This is a genomic window from Allocoleopsis franciscana PCC 7113, assembly GCF_000317515.1.
Classification (GTDB): Bacteria; Cyanobacteriota; Cyanobacteriia; order Cyanobacteriales; family Coleofasciculaceae; genus Allocoleopsis; species Allocoleopsis franciscana.
In genome coordinates this window covers 168434-183215 of record NC_019738.1, presented here as the reverse complement: position 1 = coordinate 183215, position 14782 = coordinate 168434, and the positions used below count along the sequence as shown (strand labels likewise).

The 14782-nt window shown below is 45.2% G+C and carries 14 protein-coding genes; 2 read left to right on the top strand and 12 right to left on the bottom strand.

Translation table 11 applies throughout. From position 1 onward, the window contains the following. Positions 1 to 12: 12 nt before the first annotated feature. The 6 genes from MIC7113_RS00775 to lepB all read right to left on the bottom strand — a co-directional run bounded on the left by MIC7113_RS00775 (position 13) and on the right by lepB (position 6464). On the bottom strand, positions 13 to 348 hold the full coding sequence (locus MIC7113_RS00775) for a cupin domain-containing protein (RefSeq protein ID WP_015180261.1): 336 nt from the start codon (positions 346 to 348) through the stop codon (positions 13 to 15). Between the two features lie 86 nt (positions 349 to 434). Then, positions 435 to 1211 carry an SAM-dependent methyltransferase gene (locus MIC7113_RS00770; RefSeq protein ID WP_015180260.1) on the bottom strand — a complete coding sequence of 259 codons (777 nt, stop codon included), beginning with the start codon at positions 1209 to 1211 and terminating at the stop codon, positions 435 to 437. Between the two features lie 111 nt (positions 1212 to 1322). Beyond that, positions 1323 to 2045 carry an acyltransferase gene (locus tag MIC7113_RS38525; protein ID WP_015180259.1) on the bottom strand — a complete coding sequence of 241 codons (723 nt, stop codon included), beginning with the start codon at positions 2043 to 2045 and terminating at the stop codon, positions 1323 to 1325. 204 nt (positions 2046 to 2249) lie between these two features. Continuing rightward, complete coding sequence (locus MIC7113_RS00760; RefSeq protein WP_015180258.1) at positions 2250 to 3470, bottom strand: glycosyltransferase; 1221 nt, start codon at positions 3468 to 3470, stop codon at positions 2250 to 2252. A gap of 215 nt (positions 3471 to 3685) precedes the next feature. Then, positions 3686 to 5032 carry a DegT/DnrJ/EryC1/StrS family aminotransferase gene (locus MIC7113_RS00755; RefSeq protein ID WP_015180257.1) on the bottom strand — a complete coding sequence of 449 codons (1347 nt, stop codon included), beginning with the start codon at positions 5030 to 5032 and terminating at the stop codon, positions 3686 to 3688. A gap of 820 nt (positions 5033 to 5852) precedes the next feature. Continuing rightward, on the bottom strand, positions 5853 to 6464 hold the full coding sequence (gene lepB, locus MIC7113_RS00750) for a signal peptidase I (RefSeq protein WP_015180256.1): 612 nt from the start codon (positions 6462 to 6464) through the stop codon (positions 5853 to 5855). 626 nt (positions 6465 to 7090) lie between these two features. On the opposite strand from lepB, the gene MIC7113_RS00745 reads away from it, so the two are divergent. Then, positions 7091 to 7732 (top strand): hypothetical protein, encoded by a 642-nt coding sequence (locus MIC7113_RS00745; RefSeq protein WP_015180255.1) that lies wholly within the window; start codon positions 7091 to 7093, stop codon positions 7730 to 7732. 127 nt (positions 7733 to 7859) lie between these two features. Here the strand turns inward: MIC7113_RS00745 and MIC7113_RS00740 are convergent, their stop codons facing one another. The 6 genes from MIC7113_RS00740 to MIC7113_RS00715 form a co-directional block, all read right to left on the bottom strand. Next, on the bottom strand, positions 7860 to 8840 hold the full coding sequence (locus MIC7113_RS00740) for an aldo/keto reductase (RefSeq protein ID WP_015180254.1): 981 nt from the start codon (positions 8838 to 8840) through the stop codon (positions 7860 to 7862). A gap of 42 nt (positions 8841 to 8882) precedes the next feature. Next, the gene (locus MIC7113_RS00735) at positions 8883 to 9587 is read right to left on the bottom strand and encodes a class I SAM-dependent methyltransferase (RefSeq protein ID WP_015180253.1); all 705 of its coding nucleotides are present in this window, start codon (positions 9585 to 9587) and stop codon (positions 8883 to 8885) included. 20 nt (positions 9588 to 9607) lie between these two features. Further along, on the bottom strand, positions 9608 to 10099 hold the full coding sequence (locus MIC7113_RS00730) for a DinB family protein (RefSeq protein WP_015180252.1): 492 nt from the start codon (positions 10097 to 10099) through the stop codon (positions 9608 to 9610). Positions 10100 to 10161: 62 nt separating this feature from the next. Further along, on the bottom strand, positions 10162 to 10668 hold the full coding sequence (locus MIC7113_RS00725) for a MerR family transcriptional regulator (RefSeq protein WP_015180251.1): 507 nt from the start codon (positions 10666 to 10668) through the stop codon (positions 10162 to 10164). After that, positions 10641 to 11861 carry an acetate/propionate family kinase gene (locus MIC7113_RS00720; RefSeq protein ID WP_015180250.1) on the bottom strand — a complete coding sequence of 407 codons (1221 nt, stop codon included), beginning with the start codon at positions 11859 to 11861 and terminating at the stop codon, positions 10641 to 10643. Before MIC7113_RS00720 ends, MIC7113_RS00725 begins: the two co-directional genes overlap by 28 nt. A gap of 87 nt (positions 11862 to 11948) precedes the next feature. Beyond that, positions 11949 to 13340 carry a sugar porter family MFS transporter gene (locus MIC7113_RS00715; protein WP_041779839.1) on the bottom strand — a complete coding sequence of 464 codons (1392 nt, stop codon included), beginning with the start codon at positions 13338 to 13340 and terminating at the stop codon, positions 11949 to 11951. A 604-nt stretch (positions 13341 to 13944) separates the two neighbouring features. Here MIC7113_RS00715 and MIC7113_RS00710 point away from each other — a divergent pair. Continuing rightward, complete coding sequence (locus MIC7113_RS00710; protein WP_015180248.1) at positions 13945 to 14694, top strand: glutathione S-transferase family protein; 750 nt, start codon at positions 13945 to 13947, stop codon at positions 14692 to 14694. Positions 14695 to 14782: the final 88 nt, after the last annotated feature.

The following is a 14782-nucleotide window of genomic DNA, read 5'->3' as shown; positions in this document are numbered from 1 at the left end:
TTATTAAATCTGTTAATGGCTTTCAGATAGCGTTAGGAGAAACCCTAAGTTTTGCTCCGCTTTTAACGCATGGGGAGCGTGAGCTTTCATGAAAACAAACAAACCTGGTTCTAATTTAATCTCTTTTCCCTCTAAAGTCAGAATCCCCTGACCTTCAATAACATTGATGACAGCATTGCGAGTTGAGGTATGTTCAGAAATACTCGTGTCAGCGGCTAAACAAAACAGCGTGTACTGACAATTATTATCCTTGAATAAAACTTTACTCAATACTCCATCTGCTGGATATTCAATTCGTTCTCGTAGGGGAAAATAACAAGATGAATCGGCTTTGATTGTAGAAGTCATGATGAATATACCTCTTAAGGTAGGTGTGAGAAATATTGTTGTGTACAATCAACAATATATAAAACAATTAGTTCAATCAATTCCCGTTAATCAGCAACCGCACATAGCGAGATATAGCCCAAATCTTGCTGATGTTGCTTGAATGCATGGTGCATTTGTAGAACTCGCTCACGAATAGGCGCTTTTGTTAAGACATTCCACACAATTCGAGCCGTATCAACAACACCTTCATCCCGCAGCATTTGCAGGGGGTTTAATAATCCCATCGCTCCAGTTTGATGCTGTTGCACATTTAGTCCAGCCGTTTCACAGGCTTTACTCCAGTTCTCCAATGAAAGAGGTTTGGTGTTCATCCGAATAACCTGGGACAATGTGTGATGAACTTCTTCTTCATGGTCGTAAACTAACAATTCATGAGAAAGAAACTTACCCCCTGGTTTGAGTTTGTTACGAATACCCTGCAAGATTTTGGCTTTACCCGCAGGAGATTGCATGGACAAAATGGCTTCTGCAAACACATAATCAAACTGTCCAGAAATCATTTCTAGGTGAAAAATATCCCCTTCAATGACTTCTACCTGTCCTTCTAACCCAGCCGCTTGGATATTCTCTCGTGCGCGTGCCACACTACTGGGATTTTTTTCAACGCCAACCACACGGACGCCAAAACGTTTGGCTAATGCGATCGCACTGTAACCAAAACTCGAAGCTAGCTCCAGTACTGTCTCTTCAGGTTGGAAATTCGCCCAACTAAATAACTGTTCTGTCGCAGTACGTCCACCGGGTCGTAAAATCTTCTTACCAGCCGCTGCTAAGACTTGATGAGCGGGTGCCGTTTTGAAGTTGAGGGTAGCGTTGGTCATTGGTGTGACCTCCTGAATCGTCTCTACCCTTATATTGCTTGAAGTGTTTGATAAAGTCTCTGAGCTAGCTCATAGTTGGGGTCTAACTTGGAGTTCAGAGCCTCCAGAGTTTCATTCCCCTCGTTTACCGATTACCTTGGTGGGTACACCAACCGCGATTGAATAGGGGGGGATATCTTTAGTCACAACGGCTCCAGCTCCAATCACACTGCCCTTACCAATCGTAACTCCATCGACTACCGTCACCCCATATCCGAGCCAGCAATCATCCTCAACCGTAATTCCCTTTGCTGTATGTCCTTGGGTATTGATGGGTCGATTGGGGTCAGAAAAGATGTGATTAACAGCAATCAGAGATACACGCGGTGCTAGCAGACAGTCTTGCCCAATTTTGATATGACCGGGGCCATTGAGCCATACATTAACGTTAACGAAGGTACGGTCACCAATCTCGACTGTTGTGTTATCAAGACCGACAATATTAACCCCCTTCAGGAGGCAAACCCCACGACCAAGATTAATCTTATTATTCTCACCTGGAGCCTTGAGAGTAACGTTAGGAGAAATCACTACTGAATCTCCAATTTCAATATTAGAAGTACCGACAAATTCAATGCCACGATCCAGGAAAACAGAATCACCGATTCGGGCAAAAATGGTTGGATAAAAAATTCTTCGCAATACATGACCTCTTGCTGCTCCTGGTATCCATCCGATTAGGCTGGTTATCAATCGTTCTTTGAGACTCAACCGACGAGAAGGGGTTAATTGAGCTTTTTGAATCTCCTCGGCAGGATTGATGATGGCTGGGATTCCAAGTTCATTACTTGACATCTAATTGTTCCTCAATCTTCAATTCAAATATAGGGAGTACATTTACATAGAGAGTGTTTGCTTTCGTTTGGTATAAGACGCGATGCTCTCTGATTGAAAAATTAGTGAACGGTTTCGCAGGCAATTTTTGGGCGATCGCGTCTTACACTGATATCAATCTTTCCCTGCTACCCTACTCAAGCTTTAAGTCACAGGGTTTGAGGACTAGGTAGCACTAGCGACTAGATTTTTGGCGTTGGGATAGACTGAGTGTTGTACAGAACGGATGAACTCAGCCCGCGAACGGTGCATCTCGTCGATGGTTCTGCCCTGCATAAATCCAATTCCCGCTAGTCCGGCTTGTGTCCAACGCGATCGCTCGCCTATCGCAGACTGAATGGCACTCGATAGGCTGTTAATATTAGCGGGTTCAAAACTCCAGCGCGGCTGTAAATCACGCAGCGAGGTTTCTAGGGTAACCGTGCGTGAATGGAGCAATACGCAACCCGAAGCGGCTGCATCGTAAGCGACTCTTTGTTCCTCTAAGCCGCGAGTTGGAACAAAAACAATGTGATAAGAGCGCAGACGTTCAAAGAAGACTGGGCCGTAGGGAACGGGATCGACAAAGCGAATCTTGTCGGTATGGTTGCGTGCCAGAGCGATTAGTTGTTCTTTATACGGACCAGAACCCATGATATCGAGTTGGTAAGCGGGTAACTGATCGCCGAGGTTAATCAGCGCTTGAATCACGTCGTCCGCACCTTTCCATGCCTCAAGTCGAACGGGAAGAATCATCCGAATTGGTTGATCTGATGATTGTTCAAACTTGCGCCTTACGTCCTCTTCATTGGCAACATCTTCTTTTTGCAACCAGACGGCTTGATTGGTGCTTGAGCGACGTGCTAAGTGCCCATACCTTTTTTGTACTCCAAGTCCTAGGAAAAATGTAGCATCAGCATCCGTTACACGCTGCTTGATTTGTGAGTCTACTAACTTAGCTTTGAGCGATGACAAACCGCCACTTTTTTCGAGTATGGATGTTGGGTCACTGTCCAAGTAAAATACTCGGATTCCCTTGCTGTATAAGCGTCCGATCTCGTAACTTAATGTTGTGACATCCCACAAATTAATGCCGCAAACTGTATGCCAAACTGTCGCATCACGAACTTCCTCAATTAAGGCGGCTCTCACGGCTAGATAATGCAGAGGCCAACTACGCATTCCCCCGCTCCAAGGTAACAGGCGAAACGAAAGTCCTGGGTAATCATCCAAGGAAATGGTGTAGGAATCTTGGATGATTGTGCCATCAGGAACCTGCGGACAAATCAGTCGTAGTTTTGGCTCGTATTTGAGTTGTGTGAGAATATCGCGAGCTAACCCGGTAGGAATGGATATGTGTTTTTCGTCAATAAGGAAAACCGGAATAGGAAAAGTGATTTTGTACATACGTTTCTGCTTTATAGGCTACTGAGGAAACCAAAAATAAAGGATATAGGACGTAGCAATTGCCGCATAATGGGAGGAAAAATTCTTGATTCATGGGGAAGGAGAAAGACGACCCTCAACAAACGATGACGAATGATTTTTTGGGATGGAACTGGGCAAGAATTTCTCATTCCCCAACCTTTAGATTTCATACAGTGCAAGTGAATCTGACCCGTTTAGCAGGAGAGATTCAAGACTTTATTTGTTTTCTGGCTTTCAAACCGTGCTTTGAGTCTTTCTTGAATGTATTCAAAGATTTGCTCGTGGTAGTGTGGAGCTGCACCGATAAAGAACACCCGATCCAAAACTACATTAGCATTGGGATAATTCTCAGCATTCTCTAAGTGTTTATAAGCGGGTTGCAGCAAAATGTTGCCGGCGAAATAGTTCCGCGTTTGGATTTTGTTTTTCTCGAAGTATTCCACAAGCGATCGCTTGGATTCAGAGTCGGGACATACAATAGGCGTGCCAAACCAACAGGTGGTTGCTTCTGGCAATTCATTGGGGACTTTGATTCCCTCTACATATTCTTCTAGAATGCCTTGTAGTCGCTTTTTACTCTGAATTCTTCTTTGTTCAATTTCCTCAAACTTTTCTAACTGTACTGAACCAATCGCTCCTTGAAAGTCTAACGGCTTCAGGTTATAGCCGATGTTTGTAAACACATACCTGTGGTCAACAACGCCATCATAATCAGGCAACCAATGATCGAATCGCTTGCCACAGCCTCCACAAGGCAATAAGTTGGTTGCTCCAACGCAATCACAAGCGCGTCCCCACCAAGCTAGCGATCGGGCAATTTTAATAATTTCCTTGATATTCGAGGAAACCATGCCTCCTTCCCCAGTGCTGATATGGTGTGCTGGGTAGAAGGAGGTAGATGAGGCGATGGCATATTCATTGAGGTACTTTCCTCGCCAAGTGCTGCCTAGGCTATCACAATTGTCGAGCAAGAGTTCGATGCTATGCTTCTTACAAATTTCCAGTAACCTATCCATATTCGGAGGGTTACCTAAAACTGGAGATAAGAAAATCGCTTTAGTTTTTGGAGTGATTTTTTCCTCAATCAACTCTAAATCAAAGTTAAGAGAATCTAATTCAATATCGATGAAGACGGGTTTGAGGTTATTTTGGAGAAGCGGAGCTAGAGTTGTAGGGAATCCAACGACAGACAATATAATTTCGTCTCCGTCTTGCCATTCAAGATACTTTTTAACCGCTCCAATCAGAGCTAAATTGGCTGAACTACCGGAGTTAACCATTACGGAATGATTCAGTTTGAATTTCTTAGAAAACTGAGCTTCAAACTTATGAACCATTTCTCCGCTGGTAATCCACTTACCTTCTAAAATAGCCTTCATCATGGCTATGATTTCTTTGTTATCCCAGTAAGGGCCGGAGTAGTATACGGGGGTTTCAAAGGGAACAAAAGTATCTGGAGTTGTATTGTACAGATACTTGAAGATCTGATGGTTGTTGCCAACATTAGTTAGGAAATCTTGAATTTCTGCCTCTAGAGTCATGGATGTCTCCTTTGAAATTACTGAATCTCAAGAGTGGAATGATTGAAACTTGACATAGCAAGCTCTGGCGAGATAAAAACTCTAGCCTTGGGTATTTTCCTGGAAAAACTCACATAGGTATTCGGTGTCGATTAAAGGCGTTTAACTCGACACATGGCATGAAAACGAGAAGCTTTTAAATCGGCTTGGACTTTCCAGAACTGTTTGGATTAGTCTAAGGTTCTACGCTTCTTACTCACTAAGCTGACTAAGGGTAACCCCTATAGATGGGTAACTCTACTTTAGTCGAAGAAAACTGATGTCTCGAAAAATATCTCCAGAAAGGCTTAATTTACAAGTTGTCGCAATCGAGTAAATTGAGAGACTTTATGGACTATGACTACTTTCACCTTCTAGAATTCTTGTTGAGGTAGAATCTCAATCTACTCTTCTACTTTCGATAGTACAACTAATATTCCCAGAATAGTAAGTATAACTATAAAGAGATTATGTGAAGATTGTGAAGGAATTCGGGAGGAAATTGTGAAGGAATTGCCGGAATCCAAACTGGAGCCTAAATCCTGGAATAGAAGGTGGGCGGAGTTTGTCCTGATTCTTCTTTCTGGCTCTTCCTTGTTACTTTGTACTTTTTTAATATTCTCTTGCCAGAGTTAAGAGAAGAGGCTAAAAGTAGCTTAACCCGTATCGCTGGTTATGTTTAAAAATTGCGATAGCCGAACTCTGCCATTAGCCCATTCTCTTCTCAAGGACATTGTAAAGATGGCAAACTTCTATACTCTATTCTTCTACTTTTCCCATTCTCAATTCTCAATTCGGTTAATTACTTTGAGGAGGAGGGTTGGGATGTTGGATACAGCGGAACTGGATCGATTTTGCCTAGGCGCTTAGGAGACCAAAAGCGAACAAAGGCCTTGCCAATAATATAGTCGTGAGGAACAAATCCCCAGGAACGACTGTCATAGCTGTAATCGCGGTTATCACCCATTACGAGATAAGACTTGGCTGGCACGGTGACGGGTCCCCACTGATAGCTCAGATTCTCTGCAATATATTTTTCTGACAAGAGTCCATCATTAATGTAGACTCGGCCCTGTTTAATCTCGACTTTCTCTCCTGGTAAACCAATCACTCGTTTGATCAGCGTATCGCGTACATTTTGCTGCTTGAGCTTTTCGGTGGGAGAAAATACAATGATGTCCCCTCGTTCCGGGTTTGACCAACGATAGCTTAATTTGTCGATTACCAGGCGGTCATTAACCTCTAGAGTAGGAAGCATCGACCCGGAGGCAACATAGCGAGATTCTGCGACAAGGATGTGAAACCCAAAAGAGAACACCAAACTCAGTGCCACTGTCTTACATCCCTCTAACCAGAGATTGTTGCGGTTTAGCTGGGCATCATTGTTAAAATCTTGGTTGTCCGGATCAGGCATAAGCGTTGAGAAGGGTATCAGTGAATGGTTGAATAGATGGGTGTTAAACCTTGCTACCCGAAAGGAGCAGCAAAGCTGTGAACCTTTTGACGTGAAAAGCGCCAATAATGCTCCTGCGAGATTCTAATAACCTAGTTGTTGCTCCATCGGCTGCATTCCTAGGCAATTCTCTGAGTTGGATTGGGTGTACCTTACCTAATGAGCTAGGAGGGCTGTGAGATTGGGTTTGACGAGCATTAGCATCGTACTTGTAGAGATAGACCGTTTCACGCTTAAAAAAATCTCAAGGCTTTTACTCCAGTGGCTGGCATCAGTGTATTATTTTCAGGGCACAGCAAGTCAATCGGCTGGGCGTCAAGTCAGGCAGTCTCATCTATTCAAAAGAGATAATTAGTATAAAAATGGCTGATCAGGGGACTTAAAAGTTTTAGACCTCGCTAAGGTGGACAATTTAACAAATGTAGTTTTGAATGAATGAGCAGATATTAACAGGGCAAGAGCGACTACCCCCCCTTCCGTAAGGAAATGGCGTATTAATCCGAGGTTAAGTAATGTCCAAGTGAGGAGTATCAGAGTGCATCCATTCCCATTATTGATGATTCAGTTGCAGTTTAGAGGTAAGGGCGATGAGTGATGGTATGGCTTTCCTGACAGGAGCTGCCTTCGCTGGGGTGGCAGTTCTTTTTCTGATGAGAGGAGGGGCCGGGGCAAATCTTGGCGCAACAGTTCCACCTGTTGCACAACTCCCACAAGTCTCACAGCCTCCTTTGACCACTCCTTTTATGAATGGCACACAACCGCAGGCTATGCCTACGGTTTCACCCGGCTCAGCTTTATACAGCCCTGACCAACAACGGCTTGTCATGCAGCTAGAGCAACAACGAACTGAAATTGAGCAGCTTAAGCAGCAACTGCAAAATCAGCAATCGTTCATGCAAAGGATGACGGCGCAAAACGAGACGAATGCGAATAGTTTGTTTGCACAAACTAAACCCCAATCCGAGCAAACTCAAGTGGGGCAGCAAGAAAATCCGATGCTTTCAGGATTAGTCTGGGCGTTAGGAGGTATGGCAGTCACGATTAGTGGCGGTGTTGTCGTCATTGGGGCATTATCTGTACTTTCTCGACAACAACGTCCGCCTCGGACAACCTATGTGGTGCAACATCCCTATTCGGCGGCTCTTCCCCCGACTATACAAACCAGACGAAGAGAGTATATGCCTCCTCCAGTTATGGAGAGACAAGTTGAGCATATAGATTACGATTAATTAGCCATTAGGGATTTAGGACTGAGAGCTTTCGGTACAGGTTTTATGGTTATCGTTGGCTCTAAAGACCTAATCAAGAAAGCTGTCGCCTAGCGCATCTAGGGACAGCTATTTTTTTGTTATTGAATTAACCATTCACGCTGCTCATATCAGGGTAGCGATCGCCTGCTGCAATGCTCTTCGGTGCTACCTCGTCTATACGCTGTAGTTCAGCTTGAGTTAAGGTAATCTCCACAGCCGCCACATTCTCTTCCAGGTAAGTGCGGCGCTTGGTTCCAGGGATGGGCACGATATCGTTCCCTTGAGCCAGTAACCAGGCGATCGCTAGTTGCCCCGGTGTAACCCCTTTTTCGGTCGCAATTTCCTTTACAGCCTGGACAAGCTGGAGATTCTTATTAAAATTTTCACCTTGGAACCTGGGCGAATATCGGCGATAGTCATCCGCCGCCAAATCATCCAAGCTGGTAATCTCTCCTGAGAGAAAGCCTCGACCTAGAGGACTATAGGCCACAAACCCAATCCCTAATTCACGGATAGTCGCGAGAATTTCGTCTTCTGGGTCGCGGCTCCAGAGGGAATACTCCGTCTGTAAAGCGGTAATGGGGTGCACTTGATGGGCACGTCGAATCGTCGCGGGAGCTGCCTCAGAAAGGCCAATGTAGCGGACTTTTCCCTGTTGTACCAATTCTGCCATCGCACCCACGGTCTCCTCGATGGGAACATTAGGATCGACACGATGCTGGTAGTAGAGGTCAATGTAGTCCGTTCCTAGGCGTTGTAATGAAGCATCACAGGCTTGATGCACATAGTCAGGGCTACCATTGATGCCGCGAAAGCTTTTATCCTCACCGCGCACGATACCAAACTTTGTGGCGACAATCACGCGATCGCGACGGTCTTTAATCGCTTTCCCAACTAGCTGCTCATTCGTATGCGGGCCATACATATCTGCTGTATCCAGCAGGGTGACTCCCAGTTCTAATGCGCGGTGAAGCGTGGCAATAGATTCGGTTTCATCCCCGCCACTGTAGAACTCCGACATTCCCATACATCCAAGCCCCAACTCTGAAACAATGAGTCCTTGGCTTCCGAGTTTGCGTGTTTTCATGCTTTTTCTCCTAATTTCTTGATCAATTTCATCTGTTGTCGTCTAACGTTTCCGACAGACATACTGGGCATATTCGGGGGTTAGGTAATCAGCTTGTTCAATCTCAAAACCAGCACGAGTCAACATCCCTTCAAGAATCCATGCGAATGTGCTGTATTCTTCGCGAACATGAGTCTGGAAATCGCTGACGGTAAAACCTTCACCCGCTGGGTTTGCCACTCGTTCAATCCAGGCATCAATACGGGAATAATAGTCACTGGGGTTGAACGAGAACACTACATCCCGCAGGTAAAGAATCCCTCCAACCTTCAACATCGATGCCATACGCAACAGTCCTACCATCTTCCAGAAGTCCGGCAAGTGATGGAACGCGGCCTTTGTGACAATGAAATCAGCCGGATTGCCTTGATGCTCGTAAGTCAGAAATCCAGCATGATGGAACTTAATGTTCTCAGCCTTAGCAGCGCCAACCTTTTTTTGGGCATAAGCCAGCATGGTTGGTGACACGTCCACCACATGGACGCAGGCACCTGCCTTACAGGCTTGAATGGCAAACGTTCCAGTACCCGCACCTAAGTCAATGACGGTATGACTGGCTGAGATACCTAGCCACTCAATTAATTTGCGTTCAGCTTGTTCGCTACTTGATCGCTGATTACAGTCGTATGCCTCAACTTGTAACCTATCCTCAAAGTCAACTCCGATTTGTTGAAATTCGTTATAGAACCATGCAGGAAGTACGCTCATAGTAGTTCACTCTCTAGTTGCTAAGGTCGCAGTACTCGATGCATATCCAAGACCGGTGGGGCGATTTCAGTCTGCGTCAGCATCTCGTGAATCTGTCCCCGGTGGTGGGTTTGATGGTTAAAAAAGTGAGCCACGAGCAAGTTGACGGGATCGCTATGAATATTTCCGGCGTTATTACGGTAGGTAATCGTACTCGCTAAAAACTCTTCAGCTAAACCTGAGGCAAACGCTTCAATCCGCTGATCTTCCGCTATCCGCACCTCTCGCAACTCGTCGAAGTCTTCATAGAGAATTGCGTCGAGTCCCGTAGACGGAATCTCTCCACCCTCAAATCTTGTCAGCCAAATGCGATCGCCCACCATGATGTGGTTCAGCGTCCCATGAATACTCTTAAAAAAGGCTGGTCGGATACGCTTGCGTTCTGCATCGGTTAGTTGTGAGCAACTCTCATAAACTCTGCGGTTGGCTAGGGTGTTGTATCGGGCAAGCATTTGAAAATGCTGTAGGAGCATACTCAAGATTTCCCCCACTCTAAAGTAACTTTGACGTTAACGTTAATATTGACCTAAAAAAATTAGGGCTGGCTGACTTGCTCTATGTATTGCTGTACTTTAGCAATGTTGGCTTGCAGCTCTGAACGGAACTGCGTTAGGGCGATGATTTTCTCATCTGTCTCCTGGAGATGAGCCATGAGAATTTCCAACAATTTTTGCTTCCCCCGTAACATTGTCGGTTCTTGAAAAAACAGGTCGAGGATACTGCCAATCTCTTCTAGAGATAGCCCAAGAGATTGGAGCGCATCAATTTTGCGGAGTCTGGCTAGTTCAGCCTCGGTGTAGTACCGAAAGCCCTTTCCCTCGCGTTCGCTGGGACTTAAGAGTCCCAAGTTTTCGTAGTAGCGAATTGTTCGAGGAGTAACGCCAGCTTTCTCAGCAAGTTCCCCGATACGCATTTTTTCAGTCAAGTTTTCTTTCGTATCAACCTTAACGTTAACGTTAATTTGAGTGTAACGACCTTCGACCAGGCTGTCAAGCGTGAGTCTGGGTTGGAGTGCTACTGCCTTTTCAGCAATTTCCAACATTCTTGTGCGATCGCCCAATCTTCTTCCGTATGTACAACAAACACACGAATCGCTGAATCGGTGGCGGCAATATCGATATCCACAGGGGAGGCATCATTCTTGTGGGAATCGAGTTTCAAACCGAGAAATCCAAACGCCTCACAAGCAGCGGATCGAATGGCGGCTGAGTTTTCCCCAATCCCACCCGTAAACACCAAAGCATCCAATCCTCCCAAAGAGGCAAGCATGGCACCGATATGCTTCCGCAGAGAATGGATGTACATATCCAAGGCTAATTTTGCCCGTGAGTTGCCCTGGTTCATTTCACTGATAATCTGGCGTAAATCACCTGATACTCCTGAAATTCCCTTCATGCCAGATGCTTTATTCAGGGTTTCATCTAAGGATTGGGCATCGTAATCAGCCTTTCGTAACAAGTGAATGAGGATACCAGGGTCGATGGAGCCAGAACGACTGCCCATCATCAAGCCCTCTAGGGGAGTGAATCCCATTGTGGTATCAATGCTCTCACCGTCGCGGATTGCAGCAAGGGAAGCACCATTCCCTAAATGACAGGTAATCAGACGCAAGGAGGCTAAGTCTTTACCCATTAGCTGAGCCGTGCGATTCGCACAGTATTGATGGCTGATACCATGAAATCCATAGCGCCGAATCCCTTGCTCAAAGAATTCGTAGGGAATGGGGTAAGTAGCCGCCACCAACGGCAAATTGGCATGAAAGGCGGTATCAAAGACAGCAACTTGAGGTGTAGCCGTTCCCAGGATTTTCTCAATTGTTTCGATCCCTTCCAGGTTGACTGGATTGTGAACAGGGGCGAAACTGGAAAGATTCGCGATCGCATCCTTGACTTCTAGCTTAATCAAGGTTGCCTGCCGATACTCCTGCCCTCCATGCACCACGCGATGACCGACAACAGCAATCTCAGCTAGATGATCAATCACCTGAGTCTGTCCACTTGTTAGGGTTTCTAACATCTGAGCCATCACATCCGGTCGCGAATCGGTTTTTAACTCTTCTTCCAAGCCAATTGAACTGGACGTTTTGACCTCAAGTTCTGCTATTCCTGGGCGTTTTGTCCAATCTATCTTCGCTTCCCAAAGCGGTATCGGTGGCAATTCTGGCAATGTATCACCAAGTTGGTACAGGCAACTCTTCTGACTACTCGACCCCGCATTGAGTACTAAGATTTTCATGATCATCCCTTAATTTACTCTCACTGTGGGCGCTCAATCGCTCACTACAAACATGCTTTTATTAAGGGTAATCAACTGGACATCATATTACATTTCTTCTAGTTCCTTACCTTTGGTTTCCTTAATAAAAAGTGCCACGAAAAAGATGGAGATGGCGGCTGCGATCGTATAAATACCATAGGCAGAACCGAGGCCGAAGGTGTTAAGCAAGGGAGGAAAGGTCGTGGAGACGATAAAATTAGCAATCCACTGAATCGAGGCAGCAAGTGAAAGTGCAGCCGCTCGAATTTTATTGTTAAATATTTCCCCTAACAACACCCAAACAATCGGCCCCCAAGAGAAGCCGAAGAAGACGACATAGAGGTTAGCGGCGAGAAGGGCAATAATGCCAGCAGAACCCGTCAGGCTTGGATTACCAGTGGCAGGGTCGATCGCCGCGTTGCCAAAAACAAGCGCCAGTGTTCCTAAGGTAACGGTCATCCCAATTGACCCTAACAGCAGGAGAGGCTTGCGACCAAACTTGTCTACGGTAGCGATCGCAATAAAGGTGGTCACAATATTAACAATGCCTGTGATTACCGTAATTAATAGGGAATCCCGTTCTGAGAATCCGACAGCCTGCCACAAAATACTGCTGTAATAAAAGATAACGTTAATACCCACGAACTGCTGGAGGATAGATAGACCCATTCCCACCCAGACAATCGGCAATAGACCACCCCGTCGGCTTAGGAGGTCAGAGAATTGAGGTTTGCGCTCCATGTTAACCGTCTGGCGGATTTCCTCAACTTTGGAGAGTACATCACCCCCCACAACCTTGGCGAGAACATCCGCCGCTTTCCGGTCTTGACCCTGAGCAACCAGATATCGAGGCGATTCGGGAATCATCAAAGCCGCTACCCCGTAGAGGATGGCTGGCGGAATTTCTGACCAAAACATCCAGCGCCAAGCAGACACCCCAAACCAAAACGGTGCTTCGGCTGACCCGCCTGCTCCCAACGCGATAAAGTAATCACTCAGTAAGGCAATGAAGATACCCACGACAATCGCCATTTGTTGCAGCGAACCCAGCCTTCCTCGTAGGTGAGCGGGAGCCACCTCTGCAATATAAGCCGGTGCAATCACGCTAGCCATACCCACTGCAATTCCACCCAAGGCACGCCAGAAGATGAAATCCCAGATGCCAAACGCCATACCCGAACCAATGGCACTGAGGGTAAACAACACAGATGCCATCGCCATGGTCTTGATGCGTCCTTGGCGATCAGCGAGGGGGCCAGCAAAGAAGGCTCCTAGTGCAGAACCCAACAATGCAGAAGACACGGCAAAACCCGTCATCCCACTAGTCGCGTTATAGGCTTTTTGTAGTGCTCCGACGGCACCATTGATTACTGCCGTATCAAACCCGAACAAAAAGCCACCAAGGGCGGCGGCACCAGCAATTAGAATCAGATAAGAAGTCTTGGGTTTAGCAGCAATATCCTACCTTTGAGTAAACATGATTTTATTCCTAAACGTTTGATCAACATCATTGGTTCAATGGGGTTGCGCTTGAATTGAACTTTGCGATCGCCTACGAATTACACCCCGATTTCGCGAACAGCACCAGCCTAATGCAGCGCATTTCAAGTGCGTAGTTAGTCAACAATAAATTTCAGTGACATCCTATCTGGACAGCCAGTAAGCCGCCCCATCATTCCGATCCTTGGATTCAAAGCAATAGATAGTGTCACCCGCTCTTAGAGTGGGCTAACTCAAACTTTTTCACTGAATTTCTATAGGTAGAGAGTATTTTTTATAGCATGAAAATTTTGGGGTATTAATCTCTCTGGCGACAGAGAGTAAGAGGATAAGGCATGTTGGAGCAAGAGATTCAATGCTCTTTCAACTTATATCAATAAGCTTTTATATGTATTAATTCTTTATCCTAAAAATATTAAAAAATGGCAAATATGTGTTGGTTAGCCATTTTCAAAACAGAACGAAATCCTTAAGATTTTATTGATAAATAAGCTTCGGAGCCACGATATCTGATAATAAGTCTTCATCACCTTTTGAGATTTAGCAATCGGAAGGATAAACCATGATTGAGCTTTACCAATCTTCACCCTGTTGGGGATTACCCGATTTAAGTCCTTTTTGTATCAAACTACATACATATTTTCGGATTGCTAAATTGCCCTATGAAGTGAGCAGGGAACTAACGTTTCAAGATGCGCCTAAAGGGAAGATCCCATTTATTCGATACAACGGTAAACTTATTGGCGACTCGAATTTAATTATTGATTATCTGAATAAAACCTTGGAAGTTGAGCCAAATGGAAACTTAAGCAAGGAAGAAAAAGCTGTTTCCTTAGCATTCCTACGGCTAATAGAAGAAAATCTTTATTGGGTGGCGATTTATTATATCTATAAAATAGAAGATAACTGGTTATCCTATAGAACGATTCTAGAAGAATTAATATTAAAGGAATTTCCAGAATCTATTCAAAACCAGATTCTTGAAGAGTTACATGACCAAATCTTAAAACAATTATGGGGTCATGGTATGGGTCGTCATTCTGAGTCGGAAATCTATGAAATTGGAAAGCGTGATTTGTCCGCTTTGTCTGATTTCTTGGGAGATAAGCCGTTTTTCATGGGTGCAAAAGCAACCACTCTTGATGCGGCTGCCTATGGCTTGCTCTCACGATTAATCTATGATAATTCGCAATCCCTTCTCAAAGAGCAAGCGCTAAAACTCGATAATTTACAACGATTTTGTCAGCGAGTGAGGGCAGAGTTTTACACAGAACAGGAGACAAAAGCCTGGAATGTTAAAGTTGGGTCATAGGTCAGAAAGAAAAATTAATCAACCACCGTCTATCAGAAAAGAAAGGGAGCGTTATTAACGCCCCCTTCTCTTAACGAGAACTGTTGCA

Bases quoted from the DNA above. Each gene is read 5' to 3' on its own strand.
- MIC7113_RS00775 (WP_015180261.1), bottom strand. From the start codon at position 348: ATGACTTCTACAATCAAAGCCGATTCATCTTGTTATTTTCCCCTACGA.
- MIC7113_RS00770 (WP_015180260.1), bottom strand. From the start codon at position 1,211: ATGACCAACGCTACCCTCAACTTCAAAACGGCACCCGCTCATCAAGTC.
- MIC7113_RS38525 (WP_015180259.1), bottom strand. From the start codon at position 2,045: ATGTCAAGTAATGAACTTGGAATCCCAGCCATCATCAATCCTGCCGAG.
- MIC7113_RS00760 (WP_015180258.1), bottom strand. From the start codon at position 3,470: ATGTACAAAATCACTTTTCCTATTCCGGTTTTCCTTATTGACGAAAAA.
- MIC7113_RS00755 (WP_015180257.1), bottom strand. From the start codon at position 5,032: ATGACTCTAGAGGCAGAAATTCAAGATTTCCTAACTAATGTTGGCAAC.
- lepB (WP_015180256.1), bottom strand. From the start codon at position 6,464: ATGCCTGATCCGGACAACCAAGATTTTAACAATGATGCCCAGCTAAAC.
- MIC7113_RS00745 (WP_015180255.1), top strand. From the start codon at position 7,091: ATGAGTGATGGTATGGCTTTCCTGACAGGAGCTGCCTTCGCTGGGGTG.
- MIC7113_RS00740 (WP_015180254.1), bottom strand. From the start codon at position 8,840: ATGAAAACACGCAAACTCGGAAGCCAAGGACTCATTGTTTCAGAGTTG.
- MIC7113_RS00735 (WP_015180253.1), bottom strand. From the start codon at position 9,587: ATGAGCGTACTTCCTGCATGGTTCTATAACGAATTTCAACAAATCGGA.
- MIC7113_RS00730 (WP_015180252.1), bottom strand. From the start codon at position 10,099: ATGCTCCTACAGCATTTTCAAATGCTTGCCCGATACAACACCCTAGCC.
- MIC7113_RS00725 (WP_015180251.1), bottom strand. From the start codon at position 10,668: ATGTTGGAAATTGCTGAAAAGGCAGTAGCACTCCAACCCAGACTCACG.
- MIC7113_RS00720 (WP_015180250.1), bottom strand. From the start codon at position 11,861: ATGAAAATCTTAGTACTCAATGCGGGGTCGAGTAGTCAGAAGAGTTGC.
- MIC7113_RS00710 (WP_015180248.1), top strand. From the start codon at position 13,945: ATGATTGAGCTTTACCAATCTTCACCCTGTTGGGGATTACCCGATTTA.